The 15,029-nt window shown below is 71.2% G+C and carries 11 protein-coding genes; 8 read left to right on the top strand and 3 right to left on the bottom strand.

Annotated features, from left to right (window positions below; genetic code table 11):
- Positions 1-40: 40 nt before the first annotated feature.
- Positions 41-1,003, top strand: a complete 963-nt coding sequence (locus AB0C46_RS30075; RefSeq protein WP_362831649.1) for an electron transfer flavoprotein subunit alpha/FixB family protein — start codon at positions 41-43, stop codon at positions 1,001-1,003.
- A 102-nt stretch (positions 1,004-1,105) separates the two neighbouring features.
- On the opposite strand, the gene AB0C46_RS30070 is transcribed toward AB0C46_RS30075, so the two are convergent.
- Positions 1,106-1,624, bottom strand: a complete 519-nt coding sequence (locus tag AB0C46_RS30070; RefSeq protein WP_362831648.1) for a DinB family protein — start codon at positions 1,622-1,624, stop codon at positions 1,106-1,108.
- 197 nt (positions 1,625-1,821) lie between these two features.
- Between AB0C46_RS30070 and AB0C46_RS30065 the strand changes: the two genes are divergently transcribed.
- Positions 1,822-3,108, top strand: coding sequence for an aldolase/citrate lyase family protein (locus tag AB0C46_RS30065; RefSeq protein ID WP_362831647.1), 1,287 nt, complete (start codon positions 1,822-1,824; stop codon positions 3,106-3,108).
- 272 nt (positions 3,109-3,380) lie between these two features.
- Here the strand turns inward: AB0C46_RS30065 and AB0C46_RS30060 are convergent, their stop codons facing one another.
- Positions 3,381-4,421 carry a LacI family DNA-binding transcriptional regulator gene (locus AB0C46_RS30060; protein WP_362831646.1) on the bottom strand — a complete coding sequence of 347 codons (1,041 nt, stop codon included), beginning with the start codon at positions 4,419-4,421 and terminating at the stop codon, positions 3,381-3,383.
- 142 nt (positions 4,422-4,563) lie between these two features.
- Between AB0C46_RS30060 and AB0C46_RS30055 the strand changes: the two genes are divergently transcribed.
- Both AB0C46_RS30055 and AB0C46_RS30050 read left to right on the top strand, forming a co-directional pair.
- Positions 4,564-5,517 (top strand): ROK family protein, encoded by a 954-nt coding sequence (locus AB0C46_RS30055; RefSeq protein ID WP_362831645.1) that lies wholly within the window; start codon positions 4,564-4,566, stop codon positions 5,515-5,517.
- Positions 5,518-5,624: 107 nt separating this feature from the next.
- The gene (locus tag AB0C46_RS30050; RefSeq protein ID WP_362831644.1) at positions 5,625-7,874 is read left to right on the top strand and encodes a protein kinase; all 2,250 of its coding nucleotides are present in this window, start codon (positions 5,625-5,627) and stop codon (positions 7,872-7,874) included.
- Between the two features lie 94 nt (positions 7,875-7,968).
- Here the strand turns inward: AB0C46_RS30050 and AB0C46_RS30045 are convergent, their stop codons facing one another.
- Positions 7,969-10,044: an NPCBM/NEW2 domain-containing protein gene (locus tag AB0C46_RS30045; RefSeq protein ID WP_362831643.1), complete on the bottom strand. Its 2,076-nt coding sequence runs from the start codon at positions 10,042-10,044 to the stop codon at positions 7,969-7,971.
- 268 nt (positions 10,045-10,312) lie between these two features.
- Here AB0C46_RS30045 and AB0C46_RS30040 point away from each other — a divergent pair, with 268 nt between their 5' ends.
- The 4 genes from AB0C46_RS30040 (at position 10,313) to AB0C46_RS30025 (ending at position 14,822) form a co-directional block, all read left to right on the top strand.
- Positions 10,313-11,569 carry an ABC transporter substrate-binding protein gene (locus AB0C46_RS30040; RefSeq protein WP_362831642.1) on the top strand — a complete coding sequence of 419 codons (1,257 nt, stop codon included), beginning with the start codon at positions 10,313-10,315 and terminating at the stop codon, positions 11,567-11,569.
- 44 nt (positions 11,570-11,613) lie between these two features.
- On the top strand, positions 11,614-12,525 hold the full coding sequence (locus AB0C46_RS30035) for a sugar ABC transporter permease (protein WP_362831641.1): 912 nt from the start codon (positions 11,614-11,616) through the stop codon (positions 12,523-12,525).
- Positions 12,522-13,439: a carbohydrate ABC transporter permease gene (locus tag AB0C46_RS30030; RefSeq protein ID WP_362831640.1), complete on the top strand. Its 918-nt coding sequence runs from the start codon at positions 12,522-12,524 to the stop codon at positions 13,437-13,439. Before AB0C46_RS30035 ends, AB0C46_RS30030 begins: the two co-directional genes overlap by 4 nt.
- A gap of 348 nt (positions 13,440-13,787) precedes the next feature.
- The gene (locus tag AB0C46_RS30025) at positions 13,788-14,822 is read left to right on the top strand and encodes an NUDIX domain-containing protein (protein ID WP_362831639.1); all 1,035 of its coding nucleotides are present in this window, start codon (positions 13,788-13,790) and stop codon (positions 14,820-14,822) included.
- Positions 14,823-15,029: the final 207 nt, after the last annotated feature.

Below are 15,029 nucleotides of genomic sequence, written 5' to 3'. Positions count from 1 at the left end.
CTTTCCACCGCCCTCATTCTTCCCGCAGGAGAGCAATCCCATGGCTGAAGTCCTTGTCTACGTCGACCACGTGGACGGTGCCGTCCGCAAGCCCACCCTCGAACTGCTCACCCTCGCCCGCCGCATCGGCGAGCCGGTAGCGGTGCACCTCGGCGCCAACGCCGCGGAGGCCGCGAAGGTCCTCGCCGAGCACGGCGCGGTCAAGGTCCTGGCCGCCGACGCGCCGGAGTTCGCCGAGTACCTCGTCGCTCCCAAGGTCGACGCGCTGCAGGCCGCCTACGACGCGGTCTCGCCGGCCGCCGTGCTGCTGCCGTCCTCCGCGGAGGGCAAGGAGATCGGCGCCCGCCTCGCGGTCCGCATCGGCTCCGGCATCATCACCGACGCCGTCGACCTGGAGGCCGGCGACGAGGGCCCGGTGGCCACGCAGTCCGTCTTCGCGGCCTCGTACACCACCAAGTCCCGTGTCTCGAAGGGCACCCCGGTCATCACCGTCAAGCCCAACTCCGCCGCCCCGGAGGCCGCGCCGGCCGCCGGTACGGTCGAGCAGCTCGCGGTGACCGTCGCCGACTCCTCCAAGGGCACCAAGATCGTCTCGCGCACCCCGCGTGAGTCGACCGGCCGCCCGGACCTGACCGAGGCCGCGATCGTGGTCTCCGGTGGCCGTGGCGTCAACGGTGCCGAGAACTTCCCGGTCATCGAGGCGCTCGCCGACTCGCTCGGTGCGGCCGTCGGCGCCTCGCGTGCCGCGGTGGACGCCGGCTGGTACCCGCACACCAACCAGGTCGGCCAGACCGGTAAGTCGGTCTCGCCGCAGCTGTACATCGCGGCGGGCATCTCCGGTGCGATCCAGCACCGCGCCGGTATGCAGACCTCGAAGACCATCGTCGCCATCAACAAGGACGAAGAGGCACCCATCTTCGACCTGGTCGACTACGGCGTGGTCGGCGACCTCTTCGACGTCGTCCCGGCCCTCACCGACGAGGTCAAGACCCGCAAGGGCTGAACCTGTCGAGGCGCCGACCCTCGGCGCATGCACGAGGCCCCGTACGCGCGCTGCGTACGGGGCCTCGTGCGTCCGCGGCGGAAGGGGCCGCGGAGGGATGCCCTAGCTGCCCGTCGCGCCGTCGATCTGCTCGCGGAGCAGGTCCGCGTGGCCGTTGTGCCGCGCGTACTCCTCGATCATGTGGACGTAGATCCAGCGCAGGCTCAGCGTGCGGCCCCGGGCAGTACCGAAGGTCTCGTCCAGCCCGCTGTCCGCCACGGCCTTGTCGCAGGCCTCGATCTCGGCGCGGAAGGCCGCGAAGTCCGCCTCGGCGGCGGACGGGTCGAGGTCGTCGAAATCGGCGTCGGGATTGTCCCCCGTGAAGTAGTGATCGCCGAGACGCTCACCGAGGAAGCGCTTGCGGAACCAGGTCCGTTCGACGTCCGCCATGTGGCGCACGAGGCCGAGCAGGGTGAGGGTGGACGGTGCGCTGCTTGGCTGTATGAGCTGGTCGGCGGTGAGTCCGGTGCATTTGGTGAGGAGGGTGTCGCGATGGAAGTCGAGCCAGCCCTGCAGCATCTCCCGTTCACCGGCCACGGTCGGGAGTTCTCTGCGTTCGATGGAGGGTGCGATCCAAGTCATGCGGGCGAGTCTGGCGGGGCCGGCACCGTCCCGCCACGGGGTTTTCGGGCAGTGGCCGCAGGCCCGTGACCTGCGTCGCCCCGGGCGAGGGGTGTTGACCTCGTCGAACGACCCAGTTAACTTCGCTATACGGATTGTTGATTCCGTCAAGCGGAATGCGCCCGGTTGTCGGGCGTGAGTACCGGGAGGGGCAGCGAATGGGGCAGCAGGAGACCGTGGCGACAAGCCTCGCGGACACCGTACGCGAGGGCATCGGCGCCGCTCTCGCCCAGGTGGACGCGGATCTGGCGCGGCGCTACCCGGGCGACCCCGGCACCCGCCAGCCGGTCCACACGGTCTATGTCCCCGGCGACGCCTTCGCCGCCGACACCCTGCGCTCCTGGGGCGACCAGGCGCTCGCCGCCCTCGACGCGCACGCCCCCGACGCCGGTGCGCTCGCCGCCGTCCTCGGCATCCCCGACGTGCTCGCCGCCGACGTCCATGACCGGGTCCGCGCCAAGCTGGCCCGTGAGCCCGTCGAGGATCTGCGCATCGACTTCGAGGACGGCTACGGCCCCCGCCCGGACGCCGAGGAGGACGCGGCCGCGGCCCGCGCCGCCGCCCTGGTCGCCGCCGCGTACGAGAACTGCACCGCGGCCCCGTATATGGGCATCCGGATGAAGTGCATGGAGGCCGCCGTCCGCGACCGCGGCATCCGCACCCTCGACATCTTCCTCACCGGCCTGATGGAGGCCGGCGGTCTGCCCGGCGGACTGGTCCTCACGCTCCCCAAGGTGACCTACGCCGAGCAGGTCACCGCCATGGTCCGGCTGCTGGAGGCCTTCGAGAAGGCGCACGGCCTGGCGAGTGGCCGGATCGGCTTCGAGATCCAGATCGAGACCACCCAGTCGATCCTGGGCGCCGACGGCCGGGCCACCGTCGCCCGCATGATCGAGGCGGCCGAGGGCCGTGCCACGTCCCTGCACTACGGCACCTTCGACTACAGCGCCTCCTGCGGCGTCAGCGCCGCCCACCAGTCCCTCGACCACCCGGTGGCCGACCATGCCAAGGCGGTGATGCAGGTCGCGGCGGCCGGCACCGGCGTACGGCTCTCCGACGGCTCGACCAATGTCCTCCCCGTCGGCCCGACCGACCGGGTCCACGCGGCCTGGCGGCTCCACCACGGCCTCGTGAGCCGCTCGTTGGCCCGCGCCTACTACCAGGGCTGGGACATGCACCCGGCCCATCTGCCCACCCGCTACGCGGCGGTCTACGCCTTCTACCGCGGAGGCCTGGAGCAGGCCGCGGCCCGGCTCGCGGCGTATGTCGCCAAGGCCGGCGGTGACGTCATGGACGAGCCCGCCACCGCCAAGGCGCTGAGCGGCTACCTGCTGCGCGGTCTGGACTGCGGCGCCGTGGACATTGCCGAGGTCGCCCGCCTGACCGGGATGACCCGCGCCGACCTGAACGCCCTCGCGGGCCGTCCGACGGCCACGGAGGCCTGAGGGCGACAGCCGAAACCGGCACAACTCCTCGCACGGTGCGGGGAGTTGGCTGCCAATCGCTTACGGGCCCGCAGTGCCCGACGAGGGCCCCGCCGATCGGCGGGCCCTCGCGCGTCAGCCGACCGCCGGTCCGAGGTCGTCGATGGGGGCCCGCAGGGGGAGGCCCGTGGCGCCGGCCTCCTCCACCATCTACCGGTCGGCCATGCGCTCAAGGCCGCCACCGTGCTCGTCGCGCTGGTGGTGCTCGCAGGGGCCGCCGCGCGCCGGGGCGCTCAGCTCTCCGAGGGGGGGATCTCGCCCGAGCCGCGGGGGATCAGCCGGGTGGGGATCTCCATCCGGCGGGGTGCGTCATCGGCGCCGTCGAGCCGGCGGAAGAGCAGATTCGTCGCCGTGCGGCCCAGTCGTGCGGCGTCCTGGGCGACGACGGTGATGGCGGGGTTGACCAGATCGGCGAGTTCGAAGTCGTCGAAGCCGACGAGGGCGACCGGGCGCGGACGTTCGGCGAGTACCCGGACCGCCGTGACCGTGACGCGGTTGTTGCCCGCGAAGAGCGCGGTCACCGGGTGCGGGCCGTCCAGCATGGCGGTCGCGGCGGACCGTACCCGCTCCGGTGCGGTCGGGCCGAGCGAGACCCAGGACTCGTCAACGGGCAGGCCGGCGGCGGCCATTGCCGTACGGTAGCCGCGCAGCCGCTCGTGGGCGGTGTGGATCCCGGGCTGGTCGCCGATGAAGCCGATCCGGCGGTGGCCGTGCGCGATGAGATGGGCCACCGCGTCCTGCGCGCCGCCGAAGCTGTCGGAGAGGACGACATCGGCGTCGATACGTCCGGCCGGGCGGTCGACGAAGACCGTGGCTATCCCGGCCGCGATCTCCGGTTCCAGATACCGGTGGTCGTCCGCGGCCGGGATGATGACCAGGCCGTCCACCCGCCGGGCGCACAGGGCCAGCACCAACTCCTGTTCGCGGGCCGGGTCCTCGGCGCTGGAGCCGTTGATCAGCAGCGCACCGTGACTGCGCGCGACCTCCTCGACGGCGCGGTTGAGCGGGCCGTAGAAGGGGTCGGCGAGATCTTCCAGCACCAGGCCGATGCTGGCGGTGCGTCCCTTGCGCAGGATCCGGGCGGAGTCGTTGCGGCGGAATCCCAGGGCCGTGATGGCCTCCTGGACGCGCCGTTCGGTGTCCGGGGTGACCCCTGGTTCGCCGTTGACCACACGGGAGACCGTCTTGAGGCCGACCCCGGCGCGCGCCGCGACATCCTTCATCGTGGGCCGGGTGCCATAGCGGCGGGACGTGCCCCGCGCGGTGTCGGTCACGGTGTGCGGTCCTGATTCTGTCGGCGTCGGCGTGTGGCGTCGAGCATAGCCTCTAGACAACGTTGTCAATCAAAGGGAGACTGGCGTTCTCGCGCCGGGCCGGTACGCTCGGCCCCCGGGCCCACCAGGAGATTCCACACCGATGCAGACCGACCTCAGCGCAGCCTTGGACATTGGCGGCACCAAGATCGCCGGCGCTCTGGTGGACACCCACGGCAGGCTGGTCGTACGGATCGCCCGGCCGACCCCCGCCGATAAGGACGGGGCGACGGTGATGCGTGCGGTGGCCGAGGTGGTCGGCGAGCTGGCGGCGGGGCCGGACTGGGCGCGGGTGGCGGCCGTCGGAATCGGCAGCGCGGGTCCGGTGAACGCCGCTACGGGCACCGTCAGCCCGGTCAACATCCCCGGCTGGCGCGACTTCCCGCTCGTGGCCGGAGTCCGGGCACTCGTCGGGGAGCGCCCGGTCGTGCTGGTCGGGGACGGCGTTGCGATGACCGCGGCCGAGCACTGGCAGGGCGCCGCACGGGGGCACGCCAACGCGCTGTGCATGGTGGTGTCCACCGGGGTCGGCGGCGGGCTCGTCCTCAACGGCCGGCTGCACCCGGGGCCCACGGGTAACGCCGGGCACATCGGCCACATCAGCGTCGAGGTCGACGGTGACGCCTGCCCGTGCGGGGCCCGCGGCTGTGTCGAGCGGATCGCCAGCGGACCCAATATCGCCCGCCGGGCGCTGGCCAACGGCTGGCAGCCGGGCCCCGACGGCGACACCAGCGCGGCCGCCGTCGCCGCCGCCGCGCACGCGGGTGACCCGGTCGCCATACGCTCCTTCGAGCGAGCGGCGCGGGCGCTGGCCGCCGGGATCGCCGCCACCGCCACGCTCGTCGAGATCGATATCGCGGTCATCGGCGGGGGAGTCGCGGGTGCGGGGGATGTCCTCTTCCGTCCCTTGCGGGCGGCTCTGCGGGACTACGCGACGCTGTCGTTCGTGTCGGGCCTGACGGTCGTACCCGCCCAAATGGGCACGGACGCCGGGGTGGTGGGTGCCGCGGCCGCCGCACAACAGTCCCGTCTCGATGCCTTTGTCCCCGCGCCCTGACCTCACCACAGGCCCCCGCGCGCCCCTTAGTGTGGTGCCCATCGCGACGTCCGCCGTGACGCACACGGCGGTCGGCAGGGGTACGGGTAGCGAGGGGATCGGCGACGGTGACAGCGGGGGAGCGTGCGCAGGGCGGAGCGGACGGGGAGCCTGGGGCGAGCGGTGCGAGTGGCCCCGGTGCGCCGGCCGGTGGCCCACCGCGGAGCGCCGACGGCGGGGCGGGCCACGGTGCGCCCGGAGCCGCCGCCGCGAGCGGGCCACGGCGCGGCAATGACGCGGATCTGACCGGGCGGCTGCTGGGCGGCCGGTACCGCGTCACCGATCGGATCGGACGCGGCGGCATGGGCGTGGTCTGCCGTGCCGTCGACGAGGTGCTGGGCCGCGAGGTCGCGGTCAAGGTCCTCCGCGCCTACACCGACGCCTCGGCTCCGGAGCTGGCCGATCTGCGTACCCGGATGCAGCGCGAGGCGCGGGCCGCGGCCCGCATCCGGCACTCCGGCGTGATCACCGTCCATGACGTCCTCGACGAGGACGGCCGGCCCGTCATCGTCATGGAGCTGGTGGACGGCCCCTCGCTGGACGATGCGCTGGAACAGCGGGGCGCCCTCGACCCGCGGGAGATCGCCCGGATCGGCGCCCAGGTGATGGATGCCCTGGACGCAGCCCACCAAGCAGGCGTGCTGCACCGCGATGTGAAGCCCGGCAATGTGCTGCTGGACGGCTGGGGGCACCGCCCAGGCAGTTCGGGCACCGGGGGAGGCCGGGTGGTGCTCACCGATTTCGGCATCGCCAGCATCGAGGCCCCGGGCGACGGCGCGACCACGCACCTCACCCGCAGCGGCGAACTGGTCGGTTCGCTCGACTACTTGCCGCCCGAGCGGGCCCAGGGCCAGGACCCCACCCCGGCCTCGGACATCTGGTCGCTCGGCATGACGCTGTATGCGGCGGTCGAGGGCGGTGGCGCGCCGTTCCGCCGTACGTCGGTGTGGTCGACGCTCACCGCGATCGTCACCGAGGCGCTCCCCGAGCCCCGGCGGGCCGGGCCGCTCACCCCCGTACTCCATGCCCTGATGGCCAAGAACCCGGCCGACCGGCCCTCCGCCGCCCAGGCCCGGAGCATGCTGGCGGCGGTGGCCGAGGGCCGCGAGCCCACGCCGGCGCCCGGAGCGCCGCATCCGCCCACGGTGACGGATGTCCGGGCGGCCGTACCGCCGGCCGCGCCGGGGGAGCCCGGCCCGACGGCGGCCGCGGCCGGGCCGGGCGGTGCGGCCGCGTCCGCCGGTCCTGCGGGTCCCACCGGAGCGGGTCCCACCGGAGCGGGTCCCACCGGAGCGGGACCCACTGGTCCCGGCCCCGCCACCCCTGCCACCCCCACCGGCCCCGCCGGACCGGTGAACACGGGGGTACCGCCCGCCGGTTGGCCTTCCGGACCGGCGGGGGCCCAGGGCGCCCCGGTGACACAGCCCACGCCACTGTCGCCACCGGCACCGGCACCGCCCCCCACCCCAGCTGGACACCCCACGCCCCCACCGGGCGTCCACGGGCCGTACTCGGCGAGCCCCGCCGAGCGGGACACCGAGCGGGACACCGAGCGGGTGTCCGCCCGGGGACGGCGTCGTGCGGTCCCGACCGTGGCGGCGGTGCTCGCCGTGCTCGCGGCTGGTGGTGGTCTGACGTATGCGCTGGTCGGCGGCGGGTCGAGCGGGACGGTCGCGGACCGCGGGCGGCAGTCGGCCCCGCCGGGCGAGACACCGGGCGGGCCGGGCACCCGGGATGCGGCCGAGGGCAAGGCCGGCGGTGAGGAAGGCGGCAAGGGCAGCGGCAAGGGCAACGACAAGGACAAGGGCGGCGGGAAGAGCGCGGCGCCGTCCGCGTCGGGCCGGCCCTCGGACGGTGACGGGAGCAAGGATCCCAAGCCGGGTGGTGCGGGCGGGAGTCCGGGCGGGCAGGACGGTGACTCGGGGGGAACCCAGGGTGGTACCGACGGTGGCAGCGGCTCGGACGGTGGCCACGGCGGGGCGTCCGGCGGGTCCGGCGGGGACAGTGGCGGTGGCGGCGGTGAGCCGACGCAGGGGCCGTCGTGCGAGCCGATCGGCGGCGGCAAGGCCAACTGCGACGTCTGGCGCAGCGCGAACTCGTACACCGCGTCCTTCCAGCAGGTCGGCACGCTCACCATGGGCACCAACTACTTCTACTGCCAGGCGAGGCTGGGCCGCCGGGAGACGTACGGGAAGTGGACGAACGTCTGGTGGGCCAAGACCGATGACGACAGCGGCAATTCCGGTGTCTACATCAGCGTCGTCTACCTCAAGGGCGGGGCGAACGACCAGCCGGTCCCCGGGCTGCCCGTCTGCTGACCAGCCGGTCCCCGGGCTGCCCACCTGCTGACCGTCCGGAACGCGGTCCGGGTGCCGGGCGGACCGACGGGCCCGCCCGGCACCAACTGCCGCCTCAGCAGCTGAACGTGGCGTCCGCCCAGTCGGCGTGGTCGTAGTCGATACCGTCCCCGCCGTCGGTCACGACCAGCCGGACGGTCTGCGCACCGGCGACCGCGGCGCTCACTGCCTGGGCGGGATCCGCGCCGGTCACCGTGGCGGTCCGGGCGACCCGCTTGCCGTCGGCCCACACCTCGAAGCCCACCGAGCCCCGGTCACCGGCCTCGTCGTCGATGCCGATGCGGGCGCGGAACGCGGAGCACCGCCCGCCCGTGTAGAAGCTCACCTCGCTGGCGGCATGGACCCCGAGGCCCTTCGCGAAGCCGGTGCCGTCGATGGCGAGCGGCCTGCCGTCGCCGGCCCCGTCCTCCCCGACGCTGCTGTTCTTCTCCACCGGACCCCAGCCGTTGGTGGCGGTGAGCCAGGGCAGCGTGGCGGCGTCCGCGGTGCCGGGCGGCGGGGGCACCACCACATGGGCCGTGCCGGGCAGTGTCGTGGTGCTGCGCTCGCCGTGCGGTGAGCGGTAGTCGGCGGTGAGCGGCAGGGCGTAGGCGCCGGGCGCGGTGCCGGCCGGCGCGCTGATCCGCCAGCTGGTGCGGAGCGTCCGGCCGCCGGGGAGGGCGCGGGCCGACGCGGGTGAGGTGGCCTTGACCCGCCAGCCCCGCGGGGCCTTGAGCGTCACCGTGAGGTTCTTGGCGGGGGTACCGCCCAGGTTGCGGACGGTGGAGCGGAGTCCGGCGGGGGTGCCGGCCTCGACCAGCGGCGCACGGTCGGTGCCGGTCTCGACGGCCGGCGGGTAGGCGGCCCAGCGGGCGTCGGCGGAGACACGGTAGACGGTGGTGCCGTGCGCCGGGACGGTGGCGGAGACGGTGCCCGTGGTGTGGGTGTCCCGGTGCTGCCACAGATCGCGCAGCCGGTAGCCGTCGGCCTGCGGCAGGCCGAGGTCCTTGGCGGTGGTGGAGATCCGCTGCGGCCGGCCGGACTCGTTGAACAGCGCCACCGCACGGTCACCGTTGGCCAGTTGCCTGACCACCGTCCAGCGGCCGTCCTCGGATTTCAGCACCGTGGCCTGCTTGCCCAGGGGGTCCTGGTCGATGGCGATGAGGTCCTTGTTGCCCAGGATCTCGAACGTCTCCGGGGTCGCCTTGCGCAGATCGGAGCCGATCAGCAGCGGGGCGGCCATCATCGACCACAGGGAGAAGTGGCTGCGGTACTCGGTGTCCGTCATCCCGCCGTTGCCGACCTCCAGCATGTCCGGGTCGTTCCAGCGCCCGGGGCCGGCGTGCGGTGCGAGCGGCAGATTCTGCTTCGCGATGTCGAGCATGCTCGACCAGGAGTCACTGATGTCGCCGGTCGTGCGCCACAGATGTCCTACGTCCGACGCCCACTCCCAGGGCTTGTTCTCGCCCCATTCGCAGATGCTGTAGACGATGGGCCGCCCGGTGGCCTTGAGCGCGTCCCGCATGGTGCGGTACCGCTGCTGGGCGTCCACACCCAGGTTGTTGCAGTTGTCGTACTTGAGGTAGTCCACACCCCAGTCGGCGAACTGCTGGGCGTCGGACTTCTCATGGCCCAGGCCGCCGGGGAATCCGGCCGGGTTGCAGGTCTTGATGCCTGCGCTCGTGTAGATGCCGAATTTCAGGCCCTTGGAGTGGACGTAGTCGGCCACCGCCTTGATGCCGTGCGGGAAGCGCTGCGGGTCCGGTACGAGCTTGCCGTTCCCGTCGCGGGTGGGCAGCGCCCAGCAGTCGTCGAGATTGACGTACTGATAGCCGGCGTCCTTGAGGCCCTTGGCGACGAAGAGGTCGGCGATGCCCTTGACCATCTCCTCGTTGAACTCCGCCCGGCAGTGGGTGGAGTTCCAGTTGTTGAAGCCCATGGGCGGCGTCTTGGCGAGCCCGCCGGGAAGCCGGGGCGCCGGATCGGTGCCGGTGGCGCGGGCGGGGTGGGCGGTGCCGGGGGCCGGGGCGTCGGGTGTCCGGGCCGCGGCGGGCAGGGCGGTCACCCCTGCTGTGCACAGCAGCGCGGCGGACAGCGCTCCGACGATTCTTCGGTGACCTCGCCGGTGGGTGGTGCGGAAATGAACGCGCATGCTTCGCGTCCTCCGTCTTCGCGAGAGGTGTGTGGGGTCGGGTACCGGTCGCGTGCGAGTGTTTACGGTAGGGCTTGTTTGACTCTGTTGGAAGAGGAGCGGTAACGGTTCCTGCTCCGCCTGCCAAAACCCTTGACGCGACCTGCCGTTCGGAGTGAGATCCCACCACTCGCGTTCGGTTCTGTTTGGTTCCACCCCTGAGGAGGGGGACATGGTCCAGTCAACGGTCAGCGGCTCGGGTGCACATGAGGGAGCGGCAGGACATCGGATGTCCCGCCGGACACTGCTGAGGGGCGCGGCGGTCGGCGCGGGGGCCGTGGCCCTCCCGTCCCTGCTCGCCGCCTGCAGCGGCGGCCCCAGCGGCGTCACCCTGGGCTCCAACGCCTCGGACGCCGTGCCGAAGAAGGCCTTCGCCGAGGCCTTCAAGGCGTACGAGAAGAAGTCACGGAAGACGGTGCAGGTCAATACCGTCCATCACGAGAACTTCCAGGAGAACATCAACCGCTATCTCCAGGGCAGTCCGGACGATGTCTTCATGTGGTTCGCCGGGAACCGCATGCAGTACTTCGCACAGAAGGGACTGCTCTCCGACATCAGCGAGCTGTGGCGGGACTTCGACGGATTCACCGATGCGCTGAAGAAGCAGTCGACGGGTCCGGACGGCAAGCAGTATCTGGTCCCGTACTACTACTATCCGTGGGCCGTCTTCCACCGGAAGAGCGTGTTCCGGGAAAAGGGATACGACATCCCCAAGACCTTTGACCAGTACCGGGCGCTCGCCAGGCAAATGCAGAAGGACGGCCTGGTGCCGTTCGCGTTCGGCGACAAGGACGGCTGGCCGGCGATGGGCACCTTCGACTACCTCAATATGCGCGCCAACGGCTACGACTTCCATATCGCCCTGCTGCGCGGCCAGAAATCCTGGAACAGTCCGCAGGTGAAGCAGGTGTTCGACCTCTGGCGCGGGCTGTTGCCCTACCACCAGAAGGGCGCCAACGGCCGTACCTGGCAGGAGGCCGCACAGACCCTCGCGCAGAAGAAGGCCGGGATGACCGTGCTCGGACTGCCGCACCCCGGGCAGCAGTTCAGCGCCGCCGACCGGGAGGACCTGGACTTCTTCCCCTTCCCGGAGATCGACCCGGCCCATGGCCAGGACGCGGTCGAGGCGCCGATCGACGGATTTCTGATGTCGAAAAAGGCCAAGGACAGGGACGGGGCGAAGGATCTGCTGACATTCCTCGCCACACCCGAGGCGGAGAACATCTACCTCAAGTCCGACCCCAACAACATCGCCGTCAACAGCGGCGCGGACACCGCCGCCTACACCCCGCTGCAGAAGAAGGCCGTCCGGCTAGTCTCGGGCGCCAAGCAGATATCGCAATTTCTGGACCGGGACACCCGGCCCGATTTCGCCTCGACCGTGATGATCCAGGCGATCCAGCAGTTCCTCAACAGACCGGATGACATCGACGGCCTGGTGAACGACATCGAACGCCAGAAGAAGCAGATTTTTTCCGCCACGTGAGGCGCCGCCGAACGGCCGCTGTGAAAGACGGGGAGCGAACCGCCGTGCCGAACCTCCGCGCACGGCGCGCCCGACGACCGGGGCCGCGCCGGCACACCCGCCGCGACCGCGTCGTCCTGGGCGTGCTGCTGGGCATACCGATCCTGCTCGACCTCGCCCTGATCTGGGGCCCGACGTTCGCCTCCGTCGGGCTGTCCTTCACCACCTGGGACGGTATCGGCGATATCCGGTGGGCCGGCCTCAAGAATTACGACCACCTCTTCACCGACTACCCGCAGTTCTGGCCGGCGGTCCGCCACAACCTGCTGTGGCTGGTCTTCCTCGGGCTGCTCGCCGCCCCCTTCGGTCTGCTGCTCGCCGTCCTCATCGACCGCGGCGTCCGCTTCAGCCGCTTCTACCAGTCGACGCTCTACATGCCGGTGGTGCTCTCGCTCGCCGTCGTCGGCTTTATCGCCCAGCTGATCCTCTCCCGGGACCAGGGCGCGCTCAACGCGGTCATCGGCGGCCGAAATCCCACCGACTGGCTGGGAAATCCCGGACTCAATATCTGGATGGTGCTGCTCGCCGCCTGCTGGCGGCACACCGGCTATGTCATGATCCTCTATCTCGCGGGACTGAAATCCGTCGACCCCGGTCTCAAAGAGGCCGCCGCCCTCGACGGTGCCAGTGCACGCCAGACGTTCTTCCGGGTCGTGCTTCCCACCCTGCGCCCGGTGAATGTCATCGTCGGCGTCATCACCGTCATCGAATCGCTGCGCGCCTTCGACATCGTCTACGCCGTCAACAAGGGCCGCAACGGCCTGGAACTGCTGTCCGTGCTGGTCACCGACAACATCATCGGCGAGGCGAGCCGGATCGGCTTCGGCTCGGCCCTCGCCGTCGTCCTGCTGCTGGTCTCCCTGGGATTCATCGTGGCCTATCTCGTCCAGGAACTCCGAGGGGAGCAGCAGCGATGACCGCCTCTGCCACCACCGCGCCGCCCACCCTGCGACCGGGCCCCGCGGCCCCGGAACCGGCGCGCCGCCGCGGCCGCTTCGGCGTCCACCTCTTTCTCAGCGCCGTCTCCCTCGCCTTCCTCGCCCCGCTGCTGCTCGCCGTCTACGCCTCACTGCGCCCCTACGAAGAGACCGCGAAATACGGCTATTTCTCCTTCCCGCGCCGGCTCTCCTTCGACTACTACCGCCAGGCCTTCGTCGACTCCGGCATGAGCAAGTACTTTCTGAACTCGCTGCTCATCGCCGTCCCCGGTGTGCTGCTCACTCTCTTCCTGGCCTCGTTCGTGGCCTTCGCCGTCTCCCGGCTGCGGATCCCCGGCGGCATCATCCTGCTGATGGTCTTCACCGCCGGGAACCTGCTGCCCCAGCAGGTGATCGTCACCCCGCTCTATGTCCTGTTCAACAGGATTCCGCTGCCGTACTGGATGTCCGACTCCCTGACGATGTACGACTCCCTCTGGGCCGTCATCGCCGTTCAGACCGCTTTCCAACTCGGCTTCTGTGTCTTCGTTCTGGCCAATTTCATGCGCACCCTGCCGCGGGAAATCCTGGAGGCCGCGATCGTCGACGGAGCCGGCGTCTGGGCGCAGTACTGGCGGGTCACCCTGCCCCTGTGCCGTCCCGCGCTCGCCGCCCTGGGCACCCTGCAATTCACCTGGATGTACAACGATTTCCTCTGGGGCCTGGTCTTCCTCTCCGACGGCGACAAACTCCCGGTCACTTCGGCCCTCAACAATCTGCGTGGCCAGTTCTTCACCGATTACAACCTTCTCGCCGCGGGCTCCGTCCTCGTCGCGCTGCCCACGGTCCTGGTCTTCCTGCTCCTCCAGCGGCATTTCATCGCCGGTCTGACCCTCGGCGCGAGCAAGGGGTAGGCGGGACCGTACGGAACCGGCCACCGAGCCGGCAATGGGCCGCCGTCATATGCGGCGCCCCGTTGGCCGCCGCGGTGCGAAAACCCGGTATCGGGTGAGGGTTTCGGTACAGGAGAGGCGGGGGAGCGCTTGTCTGCCGGGGGCTTCGCGGCGGCGGATACGGTGACCGGCATCCGCCGTGCGCGGCATTTCTCGATCGGCGCGTCCATGGGTGAGCGAAGTCCCCCTGGCCGGGCCGATGGTCGAATGTGCAACGTTCCCGTCGTGCGCGCGGCCCCTGGTTCCCGAGCGTTTCCGTGGCAGGGTGTTGCGGGCAACTCACCTGGGGTCTAGGGAAGAGGGGAAACCGTGATCGTCTGGCTGAACGGCACGTTCGGTGCGGGCAAGACCACTACGGCTCATGAATTGCTCGACCTGCTTCCCGGAAGCACGCTCTACGACCCCGAACTCCTCGGCAGCGGACTGCGGTTGATGCTGCCGGCCAAGCGGTTCGAGGAGATCGACGACTATCAGGACCTGCCGGCCTGGCGTCGCATGGTCGTGGACACCGCCGCCGCCCTGCTCACCGAAGTACCCGGTCCGCTGGTGACACCGATGACGCTGCTGCGCCAGGAGTACCGCGACGAGATCTTCGGCGCCCTCGCCGCCCGCCGGATACCCGTACGACATGTCCTGCTGCACACCGAGGAAACGATCCTGCGGGAGCGGATAGCACACCGCGAGGAGACCCCGGGCGACGCCGAAACCCACGCGTCGATCCGCCGGTGGAGCCTGGCACACCTCGCCCCGTACGCCGACGCACTGCCATGGCTGCGCGGCGACGCCCACGTCGTCGACACCACCCGGCTCACGCCCCGGCAGGCCGCCGAACAGGTCGCCGAGGCCGTCCGCACCGGCGCCGCCGCCTGCGACATCGTGCAGACACCCGAACCGATCGCCGAGACGCTCGCCGCCGGTGTACTGCTCTTCGACGACCAGGACCGGGTGCTGCTCGTCGACCCGACCTACAAGGCCGGCTGGGAATTCCCCGGCGGCGTCGTGGAACGCGGTGAGGCGCCCGCACAGGCCGGAGTACGGGAGGTCGCCGAGGAACTGGGCATCGAACTGCCGCGTGCGCTCCGGCTGTTGGTACTGGACTGGGAAGCCCCCAAGCCGCCCGGTTTCGGCGGTCTCCGGCTCCTCTACGACGGCGGCACACTGACCGGCGACCGGATCAGCAAGCTGCTGCTGCCCGGCGCCGAGCTGCGCGACTGGCGCTTCGTCACGGAGTCCGAAGCCGAGAAGATGCTCCCGCCGGTGCGGTGGAACCGCCTCCGCTGGGCCCTGCGGGCCCGCGAGCGTGGCTGCCCACTCCACCTGGAGGCGGGGGTCCCTCTCGGGTAACCGGTCCGCTGCGCTTTGCCTCGGCCCCACGTTTTTGGCTGTCCCGCCGTTTCGCCTGGCGGCGGGCGGGGTCCGCTGCGCGGGGCTGTTGGGGTGCGGTGACGGGCCTGCGCGGGTGGGGGTGTCCGAACTGCTTCGCTTTACGTCCGGACACCCCCACCCCCACCCACCCCACCCCACCCGGAGGGGGGGGGGGGAAAGGCTGGT

This window comes from Streptomyces sp. NPDC048637, assembly GCF_040650675.1.
In the GTDB taxonomy this organism is placed as follows: domain Bacteria; phylum Actinomycetota; class Actinomycetes; order Streptomycetales; family Streptomycetaceae; genus Streptomyces.
The sequence above is the reverse complement of the archived record's forward strand: the minus strand, read 5'-3'. Positions and strand labels throughout refer to the sequence as shown.

What these genes read in the sequence shown, in the direction of transcription:
- AB0C46_RS30075 (WP_362831649.1), top strand. Translation starts at nt 41, where the DNA reads ATGGCTGAAGTCCTTGTCTACGTCGACCACGTGGACGGTGCCGTCCGC.
- AB0C46_RS30070 (WP_362831648.1), bottom strand. Translation starts at nt 1,624, where the DNA reads ATGACTTGGATCGCACCCTCCATCGAACGCAGAGAACTCCCGACCGTG.
- AB0C46_RS30065 (WP_362831647.1), top strand. Translation starts at nt 1,822, where the DNA reads ATGGGGCAGCAGGAGACCGTGGCGACAAGCCTCGCGGACACCGTACGC.
- AB0C46_RS30055 (WP_362831645.1), top strand. Translation starts at nt 4,564, where the DNA reads ATGCAGACCGACCTCAGCGCAGCCTTGGACATTGGCGGCACCAAGATC.
- AB0C46_RS30045 (WP_362831643.1), bottom strand. Translation starts at nt 10,044, where the DNA reads ATGCGCGTTCATTTCCGCACCACCCACCGGCGAGGTCACCGAAGAATC.
- AB0C46_RS30040 (WP_362831642.1), top strand. Translation starts at nt 10,313, where the DNA reads ATGTCCCGCCGGACACTGCTGAGGGGCGCGGCGGTCGGCGCGGGGGCC.
- AB0C46_RS30030 (WP_362831640.1), top strand. Translation starts at nt 12,522, where the DNA reads ATGACCGCCTCTGCCACCACCGCGCCGCCCACCCTGCGACCGGGCCCC.